Source organism: Methylobacterium oxalidis (genome assembly GCF_007992195.1).
GTDB classification, from domain to species: domain Bacteria; phylum Pseudomonadota; class Alphaproteobacteria; order Rhizobiales; family Beijerinckiaceae; genus Methylobacterium; species Methylobacterium oxalidis.
This window is the reverse complement of sequence record NZ_BJZU01000079.1, coordinates 1-15,803: the sequence shown is the minus strand read 5'-3', so window position 1 is coordinate 15,803 and position 15,803 is coordinate 1. Positions and strand designations below refer to the sequence as shown.

Genomic DNA, 15,803 nt, shown 5'->3' with positions numbered 1-15,803 from the left:
TCCCGCGGGGTTCAGGCCGCCCTGCCGGCGAGCGGCAGGCCGGCCACGAGGTTCTGGGGCTTCAGGACCACGCGCTTGTCCGGCCCCATCGCCAGCAGGAGATAGATAGGGTGTCCGGCGACCGTCCGCTCCACCCGCGCCGTGTCGGGGATCGTCATGCGGAACAGGGCGATGACCCGGGTCTGGGCCTCGGGGTCCACCGCCTCGCCCCGCCACAGCGCGTTGCCGATGCGCGTCGCTTCGGCGTCCAGACCGACGAACCAGCGCCAGTCCCGGTCCTCGATGCGGGCGAGCGGCTCGACGCGGGTCTCCAGCGCGAGGAGGTGGCGCAGCCACGCCTCGATCGCACGGGCGAGCCCCTCGCGGCTCCGCGGATTGGCCGAAACGTTGAGCGCCATCGTGAAGGCGTCCGACCGGCTCCAGTAGGTCCAGGCGTTCTCGTCCGTCATCACGTCGAGCTCGGAGGCCGGCTCCGCCTCGAACATCGCCATGAGCGGCGAGGCCGAGGCGCCCGCCTCCCGCGCCTCGATGATCTCGGCGTCCGCCAGGAGCGTCGACTCGCCGGAGAGCGAGACGCGCTGGGGCCGGAAGAACAGCTCGGCGGCGCGCAGCGTGTAGGGGTCGTCGCAGCCGTCGAGCGCGTTGCGTAGGATCAGGTGGACGAGCTGGTTGAGGAACAGCCCGGGCGTGCCGGCCGTGCCCCCGCGCACGAGGTCGAGATAGGCCGCCTCGATGGAGCGGGCCTTCAGGAGCCGGTCGCGGAAGCCGAGGATGACCTCCCAGTTCTCCACGGCGTCCGGGTCGGCGAGCGCCCGAAGCTCGGCCGGCCTCACGGGCCGGCGCGGGTCTGCCAGGAGGGCGGCGTGGAGCGCCCGCTCGGCAGAGCAGGCCTCGGGCGGCGGCACCAGCTCCGGCCGGGCGAGATAGGCGAGCAGCAGCGCGTCCGTCACCGCGAGACCGCCGGCCTCCGTGCGGCCGGCGAGATGGTGGCCGCTCGATACCCAGAACTCGGTCATCGCGGGCCCGTCCCCATCAGCCCGACGAGGTCGACGCTCTCGTCGGGCTCGTCGTCCGTCTCGACGAAGGTGAAGGCGCGGGCCTGTGCGTGCAGCCGGTCGGCACCGGGCATCGCCTCGCGCCGCTGCAGCGTCCGGAAGCGCTCCTTCAGCGCGCCGGCCTCCAGGCTGCGGGCGAGCGCGATCACCGTGCCGACCGGCGGCCCGCACAGGGAGGCCGCCACCGCGATCTCCTCCTCGGCGGCGGCGCGGGCCGCCTCGGGGTCCGGCGCGCCGAGCTCGTCGAGGATGTGGCGCGCCAGTGCCGCGACCGCCTCCGCGCGCTCGGACTCGGTGGCCTCGCTGACGACGACCAGCGTCGAGAAGCCGAACGAGGCGACGCCGAGGAAGCCGGAGCGGAAGGCCGCCCGCTCCTTCGGGGAGAGCGCGTCCGGCTCCGCGTCGAGGAACAGGAACGAGCCCGTCACCGCCCACTCGCCGGGCTCGGCGGCCTGCGCGAACACGAACGTGTCGGACGGGTCGAGCCGCAGGGTGCGCGGCAGCTTGAGCGGGCTCACAGGCGGGGCCTCCCGGTGGCGGGGTCGAGCCACGTCGGCGCGGCGAGACCGGCGGCGAGGCTATCACGCCGGGCGCCGCCCGGTGCGGCCGCGTCCTCCGTCAGCAGGTCGCCCGTCACGTCGACGCGCTGCGGAGCACCCGACAGGGCGGGGATGAGACGGTCGGAGAAGAGCTGCGCGAAGGTCTCGAAGCCCTGCCCGTTCCACGTCTCGAAGGCCCGCATCAGGTAGCGCGCGAAGCTCTCCACGAGGACGCCGCGATCAGCGATCTCGAAGCCCTCCTCCTCCAGCGAGGTGGTCTCCGGGGTGAGGCCCGGATCGCCGGCCCAGCGTTTCGAGGCGATCAGCGTGACGGAGAAGACGAGCCAGGCCGGCGTCTCGTCCTCGGCGCAGTGCTCCGGCCAGGCGAGGCGGGCGCCGCCGATCCGCGCCTCGTTGAAGAGGACCGCGTCGGGCCACGCGAAGCGGACCGCCCGCTCCGGCGGCGCGTGGGCGCCGAGCGCCTCGCCGAACGCCACCATCCCGGCGAGGAAGGCGCGCCGGGCGCTCGCCAGCGGCTCGTCCGGCGCCAGCACCACAGCGAAGGCGGGACAGTCGCCGTCGAGCCCGTGCACGATCGTGCCCGCCGCCTCCGGCGAGGCCAGCCGGCACGCCTCGACGTGCGCGCCCGAGCCCCCGCCGGCGGCGATCACGGAGAACAGGGGCGGCAGGTCGAGCGCCCTCCCCTGTGACATCGCGGCATGGTTCGTCATCGTGGCGTCGCGCAAGCCTTGCGCCCATCTCCTGAATCGCAGTTTGGACCTATTCGAGTATAAGAAGCGGCTGCAAGCGCGTGGAGGCCACGGACCTCCGCTTTTGGGGATGACACAGTGTCCGACCGTTCGGTGATCGCCTGTTCCTGCGAGAAGACGATGTCGCTCGACGGCGCCGCCCTCGCCAGGGGCTGCGGCGGCACGCTTTCCACCGCGGACCAGCTCTGCGGGCGCGACCTCGACCGCTACCGGCGCGCGCTCGCCGGGGACGCGCCCGTCACGGTCGCCTGCACGTTGCAGGCCCCGCTGTTCGAGGAGATCGCCGAGGAGGCGGGCGCCGAGGGCCGCGTCGCCTTCGCCAACATCCGCGAGACGGCGGGCTGGTCGGCGGACGGGCCGGCGGCGGGCCCCAAGATGGCGGCGCTCATCGCCGCGGCGGCCGAGGCGCAGCCGGATTCGCCGATCGTCACGATGGAGAGTTCTGGCGTCGCGCTCGTCTACGGGCGCGACGAGACCGCGATCGAGGCGGCGCGTCGCCTCGCCGACCACCTCGACATCACCGTGCTGCTGACGCGCCCCGAGGCCGTGGCTCCGCCCCTGCGGGCCGACTTCCCCGTGCTCCGGGGCACCATCACGGCGGCGACCGGGCATCTCGGCGCCTTCGCGCTGCGCATCGACGATTACGCCCTGCCGGCCCCCTCCTCCCGGAGCGCCCTGGTCTTCGGGCCGGCGCGCGACGGCGCGAGCTCGACCTGCGACCTCGTGATCGACCTCACGGGCGGCGTGCCGCTCTTCCCCGCGCACGAGACCCGCAGCGGCTACCTGCGGGCGGACCCGCGCGACCCGCGGGCGGTCGAGGCAATGCTGTTCGAGGCGTCCCACCTCGTCGGAACCTTCGACAAGCCCCGCTTCATCGAGTTCAAGGCGGATCTCTGCGCGCATTCACGCTCGCGCATCACCGGCTGCACCCGCTGCCTCGAGGTCTGCCCCACGGGCGCCATCAGCCCGAACGGTGACCACGTCGCCATCGACCCTCACGTCTGCGCGGGCTGCGGCTCCTGCGCCGCCCTCTGCCCCACCGGTGCGGCCTCCTACGCGCTGCCGCCGGTCGAATCCCTGATGCGGCGCCTGCGCACGCTGATGGGCGCCTACGCGGCGGCCGGGGGATCCGATCCGGTGGTGCTGTTCCACGACGGCGAGCACGGCGAGCCCCTGATCCACGCGCTCTCGCGTCACGGCGAGGGCCTGCCCGCCAACGTCCTGCCGGTGCGGGTGAACGAGGTGACGCAGCTCGGCGCCGAGGTCTTCGCGGCGCTCTTCGCCTACGGCGCCGTGGGGGCCCGCCTCCTCCTGCGCGCGCGGCCGAAGCACGACCTGGGGAGCCTCCACCGCACCCTCGACCTGACGAACACCGTCCTGCGGGGCCTCGGCTACGACCCCGAGGGCGCCGGCCTCGTCGCGACGATCGAGACGGACGACCCGGACCTGCTCGGTGAGGCCCTCCGCGCCGGCGCCCGCGGCACGCCCGCGCCGAACCCGGCCCGGTTCATGCCGGCCGGCGACAGGCGCGGCGTGCTGCGCACGAGCTTCCGCGAGCTGCAGGTCGCCGCGCCGGCTCCGGTCGCCGCAGTGCCGCTCGCGGCGGGCGCGCCCTTCGGCGGCCTCGATTTCCGCACCGAGGCCTGCACGCTCTGCCTCGCCTGCGTCGGGGCCTGCCCGACGCACGCGCTCTCCGACAGCGCCGACCGCCCGCTCCTCGCCTTCGAGGAGAGCCTCTGCGTCCAGTGCGGCCTCTGCGCCGCGACCTGCCCGGAGGACGTGATCACGCTCGCGCCGCGCATCGACTTCGCCGCCTGGGCTGAGCCGCGCCGGATCGTGAAGGAGGAGGAGCCCTTCGACTGCATCGCCTGCGGCAAGGGCTTCGGCACGCGCAGCACCATCGAGCGCATCATCGAGAAGCTGCGGGGCAACCACTGGATGTTCGCGGGCGCGGCCGGCGAGGCGCGCGTGCGCTCCCTGATGATGTGTGAGGATTGCCGCGTCGAGGCCGCCCTCAACGAGGGCTTCGACCCGCACGCCGGCCCCGAGCGGGCCCGGCCGCGCACCGGCGAGGATTACCTGCGCGAGCGCGCGGAGCGGAACGGGCAGACGGTCTAGGAAGGCCGGTGGTCTACGGCGCGGGGGCTCGGGCCGCTCCCGCGCCTCAATGCGCCTGCGTCGCCTTCTCCAGGAAGCGCACCAGCGCCTCGCGGTCGGCGGCGCTGCCGACCGTCTGCTCGGGCATCTTGGTGCCGGGCGTGTAGCGGGCGGGCCCCACCTCGAACAGCTTGGCGATGGTCTCCGCGTTCCAGACGATGTCGAGCTTCTTCAGAGCATCCGAGAAGTTGTAGCCCTCGGCTGTCGCGATGCGCCGTCCGAACACGCCGCTGAGCGTCGGGCCGGCCCGGTTGCCGCCGTCCGGCGTGAGGCTGTGGCAGGCCGCGCAGGCCCGGAACACCTCCGCGCCGCGGTCGCCCGCGTAGGCCGCGAGGTCGTCGTGCGGGCGGGCCATCGCCAGCATGCCAATCGGCTGACCGGTCCGCATGTCCCAGCGGCGGATCAGCCGGTCGCCGCCGCCGGTGACGAGTTCGGCGTCGGACCGGAAGGCGAGCGACCAGACCGGCAGGCCCGGGCCGACGAGGTTGAACAGGGGCTTCCCCGCCTTCCGGTCGATCACCGAGACAGAGCCGGCCACCGTCGCCGCGGCGACCCGGCCGCCGTCCGGCGAGAGCGCGAGGGCGATGACGGGGCTCGGGCCGATCTCGATGACCGCGCGCTCCGCGCCGTCGGGCGAGAACAGGCGGACGCTGCTGTCCGCGCCGCCCGCCACGATCTCGCCGTCCGGGGCGACCGCCACGGTGTTGAGCGGCGTCGGCAGCGTGACGATCCGGACCGCGTCCGACCCGTCGAGGGGCCAGATCCGCAGGGTGGCGTCGTAGCCCGCCGTGACGAGGCGCCCGTCGCGCGTGAAGGCGACGCCGTTCACGTTGCCCTTGTGACCCTCGAACACCTGCGCCTCGCCGCCGGCGAGCGGGCGCAGGCGCGCCGTGCCGTCCCAGGAGGCCGAGGCGAGCCGCGTCCCGTCCGGCGAGAGCGCGAGCGCCACGATCGGGCCCTGGTGCTCGGCGAAAGTCGCGGCGGGCCGCGTCCCGCCCGGCCGCCACAGGGCGATCCGCCCTTCCTCGCCGCCCGTGACCGCCCCTCCATCCGGCAGCGCCAGGACGGCGTTCACCGCGCCCTCGTGGACGCGCAGGACCTGCCGGGCGGTGCCCTCTTCGATCGACCACAGGATCGCCGACTGGTCGAAGCTGCCCGAGACCGCGCCGCGCCCGTCGGCCGTCACCGAGAGCGCGCGGACCGGGCCGCCGTGGCCGCGCAATTGCGCCTCGGCCCCGCCCGCGAGGGTGCAGAGGAGGAGCGTCAGGGCGAGAAGGGGGGCGGTCGGTCTCACGGCGGCATCGCGGCGGGCTGCGGAGTGCGCGACCATAGACGCGGGCGGCGCGCCTGTCGTCCGTGCCCGATCGGCGCAGGGCCTTGATCGCGGACCCGCGATCGGCGACGTGAGGGACCGACCCGACGCGGACATGACCACGCGACCATGAACACGCGCACGGCCTCGACGGCCCTGATGCCGCTCGCGGAGGCGCTCGGCCTCCTGCTGGCCGGCGTCGCGCCGGTCCCCTCGCGCGCCGTCGAGCCGCGCGAGTCGATCGGGCGGGTCGCCGCGGCCGACATCCTCGCAGAGGGGCCGAAACCGGCGCGGCGCATCGCGCTCCGCGACGGCTGGGCCGTGCGCGGGGCGGACATCGTCGGCGCCTCGCCCTATGCGCCCGCCCCGCTCGCGGCACCGCCTGCCTGGGTCGAGGCCGGCGACCCTCTGCCCGCGGACGCCGACACCGTGCTGCCGGCGGAAGGCGTCGAGGCGGCCGGCCCGCTCGCGGAGATCGTGGCGGACGCGCCGACCGGCGAGGGCGTGCGGGAGGGGGGGGACGATCTCGCCGCCGGCAGCCGCATCGTCGCGGCGGGCACCCGCATCCGGTCCCTCGACGTGCTGGCACTGGCGGGTCTGGAGCGCGTGACCGTGCGCGTGCCTGAGGTGGCGATCCTGCTCTCAGGCCCTGAGCGGCGCGCCTCGGCAGAGGCCCGCGCGGCGACGCTCGCCGGCCTCGTCGCGCGGGCCGGCGGCGCGGTGTCGGATGTGGCGGATGTCGCGGGCGGCGAGGACGCCCTGGCCGCAGCTCTCGGCGGGAGCGCGGCGGACCTCACCCTCGTCGTCGGCGCGACCGGCCTCGGGCGGGAGGATCGCGCCGCCGCCGCGCTCGCGCGGGCCGGCAGCCTCGCGGCGCACGGCATCGCCCTGCGCCCGGGCGAGAGCGCCGGCTTCGGCCGGGTCGAGGGCCGGTCCGTCCTGCTTCTGCCCGGCGCGCCCGACGCGATGCTCGCCGCCTTCCTGGCCCTCGCCCGTCCGCTGCTCTCGGCGCTCACCGGCGAGGCGCCCGAGCCCCCGCGCCCCGCGCGTCTGCGCCGCAAGGTCTCGTCGGTGATCGGCCTCAGCGAGATCGTCTTCGTCGCCGAGGCGGCGGACGGCGTGGAGCCGCTCGGCTCCGCCGAGCTTGCCCTGCACCGCCTTCTCCTGGCACGAGGCGCGATCCTCGTGCCCCCGGATCGGGAGGGCTACGCGGAGGGGACCCCTGTCGAGATCATGCCGCTGTGAGTGACGCGTCGCAGAGCGAGACCCGAGCCGCGTTCCTGGAACGCCTGGCGCAGGTCGCGCGCCAGGAGCAATTCCTGAGCGTGCTCTCCCGCGAGGAGGCGGCCGAACGCTTCCGCGCGGCGGTGCCGCACGTCGCCCTGCCGGCCGAGCCGGTGCCGCTCGCCGAGGCTCTCGGGCGGGTGCTCGCTCGGGACGTCGCCTCGCCGATCGACGTGCCCCCGTTCGACCGGTCGCTCGTCGACGGCTTCGCCGTGCGCGCGGCGGACACCGAGGGCGCGCGAGAGGGCAGCCCGGCGCGCCTCGTCCTCAACGGGGAGATCCTGGCCTGCGGCACGGCGCCGGCCATCGCAGTCACGCCCGGCACCGCCACGCCGATCGCCACCGGCGGCGTCATCCCGCGCGGGGCCGACGCGGTCGTCATGGTCGAGGCGACGGAAGCCGTCGGCGGCGCGGCGGAGCCGGCGATCGAGATCGCTCGCGCGGCGACGCCCGGCCAGTTCGTGGGCTACGCGGGCGCCGACATGGCGCTCGGCGAGACCGTGCTCCGCCGGGGCGTGCGGGTCACTGCCCGCGAGATCGGGATGCTGGCCGCCTGCGGCCTGAGCGAGGTGCCGGCGGTGCGCCGGCCCCGCGTCGCCGTGCTCTCCACGGGCGACGAGCTCGTCGCGCCGGGCGAGCCGCTGAAGCCCGCCGGGATCTACGATTCGAACGGCGCCATCGTCGCGGCCTCGGTGGCCGAGAACGGCGGCGTCGCGCGGCCCGGCGGCATCGTGCCGGACGACGAGGAGCGCCTCGCGGAGGCGATACGCCGGAGCCTCGAAGAGGCCGACCTCGTGGTGCTCTCGGGCGGCACCTCGAAGGGGGCGGGCGACGTCTCGCACCGCATCCTGTCGCGGCTCGGCGCGCCCGGCATCCTCGTCCACGGCGTCGCCCTCAAGCCCGGCAAGCCGCTCTGCCTCGCGGCCGTCGGGGACAAGGCGATCGTCGTGCTGCCAGGCTTCCCCACCTCCGCGATGTTCACGTTCCACGAGTTCGTCGTCCCGCTGGTGCGGGCGCTCGCCGGCCTGCCGCCACGGGAGGAGACGAGCGTCGAGGCGCGCGTGCCGCAGCGCCTCGCCTCCGAGATCGGCCGGATGGAGTTCGTGATGGCCTCGCTCGCGCGCGACGGCGCGGGCGACGGCCTCGTGGCGCTGCCGCTCCCGAAGGGGTCCGGCTCGGTCACCGCCTTCTCGCAGGCCGACGGGTTCTTCCCGGTCCCGGCGAACCGGGCCGGGCTGGAGGCCGGCGAGACCGTGACGGTGACCCGCCTCGGAGCGGGCGTGAAGCCGCCGGACCTCACCATCGTCGGCAGCCACTGCCTCGGGCTCGACCGGATCGTCGGTCTCCTGGCCGAGCGGGGATTGCGCGCGCGCACCGTCTGGGTCGGCTCCGCGGGCGGGCTCGCCGCCCTCAAGCGCGGCGAGTGCGACCTCGCCGCCATGCACCTCCTCGACCCGGCGAGCGGGCGCTACAACGCGCCGTTCCTGGCGCCGGGCATGACCCTCGCGCCCGGCTGGCGGCGGATGCAGGGCGTGGTCTTCCGTGCCGGCGACGCCCGCTTCGAGCGCCGCTCACCCGAGGAGGCCGTCGCCGCCCTCGCCGAGGAGCCCGATGCCGTGATGGTCAACCGCAACACCGGATCCGGCACCCGCCTCCTCGTCGACGGGCTGATCAAGGGCGCACGCCCTGCCGGCTACTGGAACCAGCCGCGCTCGCACAACGCCGTGGCGGCCGCCGTGGCGCAGGGGCGGGCCGACTGGGGCGTGGCGATCGAGAGCGTGGCGCGCGCCTACGGGCTCGGCTTCCTGCCGCTCACCGAGGAGCATTACGACCTCGCCTACCGGACCGACCGGGCGCAGGAGCCCGCCCTCGCGGCCTTCCTCGCGCTCATGGCGGAGCCCGCCACTCTGCAGGCCCTGACGGAGCTCGGCTTCGCGCCGGGCGAGGCGGCGTGATGGTCGGGACGGGCATGCGCGTGATCGGGCTCGCGGGCTGGAGCGGCGCCGGCAAGACGACGCTGCTCGCCAAGCTGATCCCGGCGCTCACCGGCCGGGGCCTGCGCGTCGCGACCCTGAAGCACGCCCACCACGCCTTCGAGATCGACCGGCCGGGCAAGGATTCCTTCGTCCACCGGGAGGTCGGGGCGAGCGAGGTGATCATCTCCTCGGCCCGGCGCTGGGCGCAGATCCACGAGCTCGGCGACGCGCCGGAGGCGAGCCTGGCCGACCTGCTCCGGCGCCTCTCCCCGTGCGATATCGTCCTCGTGGAGGGCTTCAAGCGCGAGAGCCACCCGAAGCTCGAAGTCCACCGGGCCGCGAACGGGCGGGCGCCGCTGCACCCGCAGGATCCCCGTATCGTCGCGGTCGCGAGCGACGCGCCCTTCCCGGAGGCTGGCCGGCCGGTGGCCGACCTCGACGACGTCGCCGCCATCGCGGACCTCGTCGTCGGGCTGTCCGAGCCGATCGGCGAGGTTCTGGAGAGGCTGGAATCCCATGGCGCAGCTGACTGACGACTGCTTCGCCTTCGGCGGCCCGCTCATGACGATCGAGGACGCGCTCGGCCTCATCGCGGAGCGCCTGCCGCCGGTCGAGGAATGCGAGACGATCGCGCTCGCCGAGGCGGACGGCCGGATCGCTGCCGAGGACGTGGTCGCGCTGATCGACCTGCCGCCGTTCCGCAACTCGGCTGTGGACGGCTACGCGGTCCGCTTCGACGACCTCGCGCCGGACGGCGACACCTGTCTCCCCTCGCGCGGGCGCCTCGCCGCGGGCGCCTCGGCGGAGGGGGTCTCGGCGCGGGGCGCGGCCGTGCGCATCTTCACGGGCGCGCCGATGCCGGACGACGCCGACACCGTCTTCATGCAGGAGGACGTCCGGATCGAGGGCGAGGCGGTCCTGCTGCCGGCCGGGCTCAAGCGCGGCGCCAACGCCCGTCCGGCCGGCGAAGATCTGGGCCGCGGCGCCGTCGCGATCCCCGCCGGACAGCGCCTCGCGCCCCAGAACCTGGCGCTCGCGGCGGCGACGGGGCATGGCCGGATCCGGGTGCGCCGCCGTCTTCGCGTCGCGCTGTTCTCGACCGGCGACGAGCTCGGTGAGCCGGGCGGGCCGCTGCGCCCCGGCGCCATCCACGATTCGAACCGCGTGATGCTCGGCGCGCTCCTCCGGCGCCTCGGCGTGGACGTGAGCGACCTCGGCATCCTGCGCGACGAGGCCCGCTGCCTCGCCGAGCGCCTCGCGGAGGCGGCGGCCGGCCACGACCTCATCCTGACGTCGGGCGGCGTCTCGACCGGCGAGGAGGACCACGTGAAGGCGGCCGTCGAGGCGGCGGGGCGCCTCGTCTTCTGGCGCCTCGCGATCAAGCCGGGACGCCCGGTGGCGATGGGCGTGATCGGCGGGACGCCGTTCTGCGGGCTGCCCGGCAACCCGGTTGCGGTCTACGTGACGCTGCTCTTCGTGGTGCGCCCGCTCCTCGCGCGCCTCGGCGGCGGAACATACGCGCGGCCCCTCGGCGTGCCGGTGCGCGCGGCCTTCGCCTACCGCAAGAAGACGGGCCGGCGCGAATTCGTGCGCGTCAGCCTGCGGCGGGCCGCGGACGGAAGCGTCGAAGCCGTGAAGTATCCCCGGGACGGCGCCGGGGTGATCACTTCCCTCACCGGGAGCGACGGCCTCGCGGAGCTCGCCGACGAGTCACGCGGGGTCTCGGACGGCGACACGATCCTGTTCCACCCGCACGCGACGCTCCTGTAAGGACACTCAGATCGGCGCCGTCTCGGCCGGGGCGTAGCCGATCTCGTGCCGCGCCTGCGCCCGGACCGCGCCGACGAATCCCTCCAGGGCCGGGTGCTGCGCGCCCGAGCGCGTCGCCAGGAAATACGTCTCCTCCCCGAGCGGCAGGAATTCGAGGTCGAACCGGGCGGCGACGGCGCGGGTGCCCATGCCGACATCGGCCGCCCCCGACGCGATGATGGCGGCGACCGCCTGGTGCGTGAACTCCTCCGTGTCGAAGCCCGGGACGGCCTCGGGCCGCACGCCGGCCTCGGCGCACAGGCGCTCGAACCAGAGCCGCGTTCCGGCGCCCCGCTGGCGGTTCACGAAGCGCGCCCGCCGCGCCGCGATGTCGGCGACCCCTCCGAGTCCGAGCGGGTTGCCGCGGGCGAACATCAGGCCCTGCTCGCGCAGGAACAGGGGCACGACGCGGATCTCCGCCTCGGCGAACACCGCCGCGAAGGGAGAGCCCGGCCGGGGCGCGCGCTCGCCGAAGTGGAAGCCGGCTCCGTCGACCGCGCCGGAGGCGAGCTTCGCCAGCGCCTCGGCGCTCCCCGCGACGCTGACATCGATGCCCGGGCAAGTTCTGGCGACGGCCGAGAGGAGGGTGTCGTGGCTCAGAGCGAGGCGCAGGCGAGCCGGCGCCGGGGCGAGGAGCACGGCGAGCCGGCCGTCGAGGCGCCCTCGCGCGGCAGAGATCACCCCATCGGTCGCCGCGAAGGTCTCGGCGAGCGCGGCGCGCAACGCCTCGCCGAACGGCGTCAGGACCGAGCCGTGCCCCTTCGTCTTGAGGGCGACCGGCTGCCCGCAAGCGGCCTCGACGGCCGCGATCCGTCCCCAGGCGGAACGGTAGGAGACGCCGAGCCGCCGAGCGGTGCCCTGGACCGAGCGCTCGCGGGCGAGCGCGTCGAGGAGCGCGAACGCCGCGTCGAGGGGCACGGAGCCGTGCCCGAGGTCGAGGGTGCCCGCAAGGCGCAGCTCGGCCGACATATGCAAGCGCTTTCCTATTGAATTTGCGCTGCTCCCGTTACCATGAGGAGGCGGAGCGCGCAGCACCGCCGATGCACGAGACCCTGTCCGACACGTTCTCGCGTCTCGCGAGCCTTGACCGCGAGGTCTTCGCCATCGCGTGGCTCTCCCTGCGGGTCAGCCTCTCGGCGGTGCTGATCGGCTGCCTCGTCGGCATCCCGCTCGGGTCGCTCGTCGCCGTCTCCCGCTTTCCCGGACGCTCGGGCGCGGTCGGCCTGCTCAACGCCGCGATGGGCCTGCCGCCCGTGATCGTCGGCCTCGTGGTCTACCTGCTGCTCTCGCGCTCCGGCCCGCTCGGCCCACTCGGCATCCTGTTCACGCCGGCCGCGATGGTGGCGGCCCAGAGCGTGCTCGTGACGCCCCTGATCGCGGCGCTGACCCGCCAGATCGTCGCGGATGCCGAGGCGCATCTCGGCGAGCAGCTGCGCTCGCTGCGCCTGTCCGCGTGGCGGCGGGCGGGGATCCTGATCTTCGACGTGCGCTTCTCCCTCCTCACGGCGGTGCTCGCCGCCTTCGGCCGGGCGATCTCGGAGATCGGCGCCGTACTCGTGGTCGGCGGCAACATCGACGGCTTCACCCGCACCATGACGACGGCGATCTCGCTGGAGACCCAGAAGGGCGACCTCGCCCTGGCGCTCGCCCTCGGCCTCGTCCTGATCGGGCTGGTGATCCTGGTGAGCATGGCGGCCTCGCTCCTGCGCGCCTACGCGGCAAGGGCCTACGGATGAGCCCCGCCCTGCCGATCCGCCTGGAGCGGCTCGCCTATCGCGTCCCCGGCAAGACCATCCTCGACTGCCTGGAGGCGACGATCGCGGAGCCCGGCATCACCGCCCTGATCGGCCCGAACGGGGCGGGCAAGAGCGTCACGCTGCGCCTGATCGACGGCCTGCTCACCCCGAGCGAGGGCACGATCCGGATCGGCGCGGACGGCTCGGCCCGCCGCGCCTTCGTGTTCCAGCGGCCGGCCCTGGTGCGCGCCAGCGTCTCCCGCAACGTCGCCCTCGCCCTCGAGCCGCTGGCCCTGAGCCGGCGGGAGCGGACCAGCCGCATCGAGCGCGCCCTGGCCCGCGTCGGCCTGCGCGGGCGGGCGGGCGATCCGGCAACCAAGCTCTCGGGCGGCGAGCAGCAGCGCCTCGCCCTCGCCCGGGCCTGGGCCACGGAGCCGCAGCTCCTGCTCCTCGACGAGCCGACCGCGAGCCTCGATCCTGCGGCGACCGAGGCGCTCGAGGCGCTCGTCGCCGAGATGGCCGGTGGCGGCACCAAGATCCTCATCGTCTCGCACAATCTCGGCCAGGTCGCGCGCCTCGCCGACGACGTGGTCGTCCTCGACGCCGGCCGCGCCGTCGAGCACGGGCCGACCCGTCAGGTTCTCTTCCACCCCCGCACCGCGGAAGCCCGCGCCTATCTCAAGGGAGAACTCCCATGGACATCCTTCGCCGCAGCCTCCTGAGCCTCGGGCTCACGGCCCTGCTCGCCGGGTCCGCGCTGTCCGGACCGGCCTCGGCCGAGCCGCAGAGCACGATCACCGTGGCCTCGACCACCTCGACCGAGCAGTCCGGGCTGTTCAAGCACCTGCTGCCGACGTTCACGGAGAAGACCGGCATCGGCGTGAAGGTGGTGGCCCTCGGCACCGGGCAGGCGCTCGACGTCGGCCGCCGCGGCGACGCCGACGTGGTCTTCGTCCACGACAAGGCCGCGGAGGAGAAGTTCGTTGCCGAGGGCTTCGGCACCAAGCGCCACGCCGTGATGTACAACGACTTCGTGGTGATCGGCCCCAAGGCCGACCCGGCCGGCGCCAAGGGCTCCGACGTGACGGCGGCATTCGCCAGGATCGCGGCCGCCAAGGCGCCGTTCGTGTCCCGCGGCGACCGCTCGGGCACCCACGCGGCGGAGCTGCGCTACTGGAAGGACGCCGGGATCGACCCCGTCGCGGCCAAGGGCGGGTGGTACAAGGATGTCGGCCAGGGCATGGGCCCGGCGCTCAACACAGCCTCGGCGGCCAACGCCTACATCCTCGCCGACCGCGGCACCTGGCTGTCCTTCAAGAACCGCGGCGACCTCGCGATCCTCGTGCAGGGCGACAAGCGCCTGTTCAACCAGTACGGCGTGATGCTGGTGAATCCCGAGAAGCACCCGCAGGTGAAGGCCAAGGAGGGGCAGGCCTTCATCGACTGGCTGGTCTCGCCGGAGGGCCAGCGCACCATCGCCGACTACAAGATCGAGGGCGAGCAGCTCTTCTTCCCGAACGCCGAGCCCGGCAAATCGTGATCGGCCGCACCCTGGCCTGATCCCTGCGACGCGCCTCCGGGTCTGTTAGGCTTCTCGCCCGGCCCTGACTCGACCCGGAGGACCCGATGGACACGGAAGCGGGAGCGCCGGGCGCGCAGACGCCCGGGATGCCGGACAACCTCGCGGTCTCGACCGTGCGCACCGTCGAAATGGAGGGCTCGCGCACCCGCTCCGAGCACGACCTCCTCGGCTACGCCGACGTGCCGGCGGACGCGCTCTGGGGCATCCACACCAAGCGGGCGGTGGCGAACTTCCCGATCACCGGCGTGCCGGTGGGGCACTTTCCCGAGCTCGTCCGGGCGCTCGCCCTGGTGAAGCAGGCGGCGGCCCGGGCGAACCGGCGCCTCGGCTACCTGGCGCCCGAGAAGGCCGACGCGATCGAGCGGGCCTGCGCCCTCGTCGCGAGCGAGAAGGAATACGCCGAATCCTTCGTGGTCGACGCGATCCAGGGCGGGGCCGGCACCTCGACCAACATGAACGCGAACGAGGTGATCGCGAACGTCGCCCTCCGGCTCATGGGCCGGCCGCTCGGCGACTACGCGGCGCTCCATCCGAACGACGACGTCAACATGGCGCAGTCGACGAACGATGCGTACCCGACGGCGCTGCGGCTCGCCGTCATCTTCGCCACCGAGCCGCTGGTGCGCGCCCTCGACGACCTCGCCTACGCCTGCAAGGGCAAGGCGGTGGAGTTCGCCGACGTCCTCAAGATGGGCCGTACGCAGCTCCAGGACGCGGTGCCGATGACGCTCGGCCAGGAGTTCGACAGCTTCCACACCACGATCAAGGAGGACGTGGCCCGGATCACCGAGATCGTCGGGCTGTTCCGCGAGGTCAATCTCGGGGCCACCGCCATCGGCACCGGCATCAACGCCGACCCGCGCTACGCGGCTCTCGCCGTCGAGGAACTGTCGCGCGCCGCCGGGCAGCCGATGATCCTCGCCTCGAACCTGATCGAGGCGACCTCGGACCTCGGCGCCTTCGTTCTGTTCTCGGGCGTCTTGAAGCGCGTCGCCGTGAAGCTCTCGAAGCTCTGCAACGACCTGCGACTGCTCTCGTCGGGCCCGCGCACGGGCTTCGGCGAGATCCGCCTGCCGCCGGTCCAGGCGGGCTCGTCGATCATGCCCGGCAAGGTCAACCCGGTGATCCCGGAGGTCGTGAACCAGGTGGCCTTCCTGGTGATCGGGCAGGATCTCACCGTGACGCTCTGCGCCGAGGGCGGCCAGCTCCAGCTCAACGCCTTCGAGCCGACCATCGGCTACTGCGTTCTCTCGTCGATCCGGATGCTCACGGCCGGCGTCGAGACCCTGACCCGCCGCTGCGTCGAGGGCATCGAGGCCGACCGCGAGCGCTGCCGAAGCCTCGTCCACGGCAGCATCGGCCTCGTCACCGCCCTGGTGCCGGCGCTCGGCTACGAGACCTGCTCGCGCGTCGCCCGGCGCGCGTTGGCCGAGAACCGCCCGGTGGCCGACCTCGTGCTGGAGGAGGGTCTGCTCACGGACGAGCAGCTCCACGAGCTCCTGGAGCTCGAGGCGATGACGCGGCCCTCGCGCGGACGCAAGGTGACGAAGCCCGTGTGAGGTGCCCACCTCTCCCGTTCGGGG

Annotated in this window: 14 protein-coding genes; 9 read left to right on the top strand and 5 right to left on the bottom strand. The window is 74.2% G+C overall.

Annotation, left to right across the window (positions count from 1 at the left end; translation table 11 throughout):
* Positions 1-11 precede the first annotated feature (11 nt).
* Genes MOX02_RS18785 through MOX02_RS18775 form a run of 3 tightly spaced genes read right to left on the bottom strand, consistent with a single transcriptional unit; the run spans position 12 to position 2,340 of the window.
* A complete protein-coding gene (locus MOX02_RS18785) occupies positions 12-1,016 on the bottom strand; it encodes a DUF6352 family protein (RefSeq protein ID WP_147027326.1) in 1,005 nt (334 codons plus the stop codon).
* Positions 1,013-1,573 carry a DUF6505 family protein gene (locus tag MOX02_RS18780; RefSeq protein ID WP_147027325.1) on the bottom strand — a complete coding sequence of 187 codons (561 nt, stop codon included), beginning with the start codon at positions 1,571-1,573 and terminating at the stop codon, positions 1,013-1,015. Before MOX02_RS18780 ends, MOX02_RS18785 begins: the two co-directional genes overlap by 4 nt.
* On the bottom strand, positions 1,570-2,340 hold the full coding sequence (locus MOX02_RS18775) for a biotin/lipoate--protein ligase family protein (protein ID WP_238179439.1): 771 nt from the start codon (positions 2,338-2,340) through the stop codon (positions 1,570-1,572). The genes MOX02_RS18780 and MOX02_RS18775 overlap by 4 nt, the downstream gene beginning before the upstream one ends.
* Before the next feature lie 144 nt (positions 2,341-2,484).
* Between MOX02_RS18775 and MOX02_RS18770 the strand changes: the two genes are divergently transcribed.
* Positions 2,485-4,482, top strand: coding sequence for a 4Fe-4S binding protein (locus MOX02_RS18770; RefSeq protein WP_147027350.1), 1,998 nt, complete (start codon positions 2,485-2,487; stop codon positions 4,480-4,482).
* Between the two features lie 46 nt (positions 4,483-4,528).
* Here MOX02_RS18770 and MOX02_RS18765 read toward each other — a convergent pair whose 3' ends face one another.
* Entirely contained in the window at positions 4,529-5,815 is a 1,287-nt protein-coding gene (locus MOX02_RS18765) for a c-type cytochrome (RefSeq protein ID WP_238179438.1), read from the bottom strand.
* A gap of 147 nt (positions 5,816-5,962) precedes the next feature.
* Between MOX02_RS18765 and MOX02_RS18760 the strand changes: the two genes are divergently transcribed.
* From MOX02_RS18760 to MOX02_RS18745, 4 genes are read left to right on the top strand one after another with little or no spacing between them, the layout of a single operon-like run.
* Positions 5,963-7,078: a molybdopterin-binding protein gene (locus MOX02_RS18760; RefSeq protein ID WP_147027323.1), complete on the top strand. Its 1,116-nt coding sequence runs from the start codon at positions 5,963-5,965 to the stop codon at positions 7,076-7,078.
* Positions 7,075-9,072 (top strand): molybdopterin biosynthesis protein, encoded by a 1,998-nt coding sequence (locus tag MOX02_RS18755; protein WP_147027322.1) that lies wholly within the window; start codon positions 7,075-7,077, stop codon positions 9,070-9,072. The genes MOX02_RS18760 and MOX02_RS18755 overlap by 4 nt, the downstream gene beginning before the upstream one ends.
* A 14-nt stretch (positions 9,073-9,086) precedes the next feature.
* Positions 9,087-9,626, top strand: a complete 540-nt coding sequence (gene mobB, locus MOX02_RS18750; protein WP_147027349.1) for a molybdopterin-guanine dinucleotide biosynthesis protein B — start codon at positions 9,087-9,089, stop codon at positions 9,624-9,626.
* Positions 9,610-10,863 (top strand): molybdopterin molybdotransferase MoeA, encoded by a 1,254-nt coding sequence (locus MOX02_RS18745; RefSeq protein WP_147027321.1) that lies wholly within the window; start codon positions 9,610-9,612, stop codon positions 10,861-10,863. The genes mobB and MOX02_RS18745 overlap by 17 nt, the downstream gene beginning before the upstream one ends.
* A gap of 6 nt (positions 10,864-10,869) precedes the next feature.
* On the opposite strand, the gene MOX02_RS18740 is transcribed toward MOX02_RS18745, so the two are convergent.
* The gene (locus tag MOX02_RS18740) at positions 10,870-11,871 is read right to left on the bottom strand and encodes a helix-turn-helix transcriptional regulator (RefSeq protein WP_147027320.1); all 1,002 of its coding nucleotides are present in this window, start codon (positions 11,869-11,871) and stop codon (positions 10,870-10,872) included.
* Between the two features lie 71 nt (positions 11,872-11,942).
* Here MOX02_RS18740 and MOX02_RS18735 point away from each other — a divergent pair, with 71 nt between their 5' ends.
* The 4 genes from MOX02_RS18735 (at position 11,943) to MOX02_RS18720 (ending at position 15,779) form a co-directional block, all read left to right on the top strand.
* The gene (locus MOX02_RS18735; RefSeq protein ID WP_147027319.1) at positions 11,943-12,638 is read left to right on the top strand and encodes an ABC transporter permease; all 696 of its coding nucleotides are present in this window, start codon (positions 11,943-11,945) and stop codon (positions 12,636-12,638) included.
* The gene (locus MOX02_RS18730; protein ID WP_147027318.1) at positions 12,635-13,360 is read left to right on the top strand and encodes an ATP-binding cassette domain-containing protein; all 726 of its coding nucleotides are present in this window, start codon (positions 12,635-12,637) and stop codon (positions 13,358-13,360) included. The genes MOX02_RS18735 and MOX02_RS18730 overlap by 4 nt, the downstream gene beginning before the upstream one ends.
* Positions 13,333-14,178: an ABC transporter substrate-binding protein gene (locus MOX02_RS18725; RefSeq protein WP_147027317.1), complete on the top strand. Its 846-nt coding sequence runs from the start codon at positions 13,333-13,335 to the stop codon at positions 14,176-14,178. Before MOX02_RS18730 ends, MOX02_RS18725 begins: the two co-directional genes overlap by 28 nt.
* Positions 14,179-14,264: 86 nt before the next feature.
* Positions 14,265-15,779, top strand: a complete 1,515-nt coding sequence (locus tag MOX02_RS18720) for an aspartate ammonia-lyase (protein WP_147027316.1) — start codon at positions 14,265-14,267, stop codon at positions 15,777-15,779.
* Positions 15,780-15,803 lie beyond the last annotated feature (24 nt).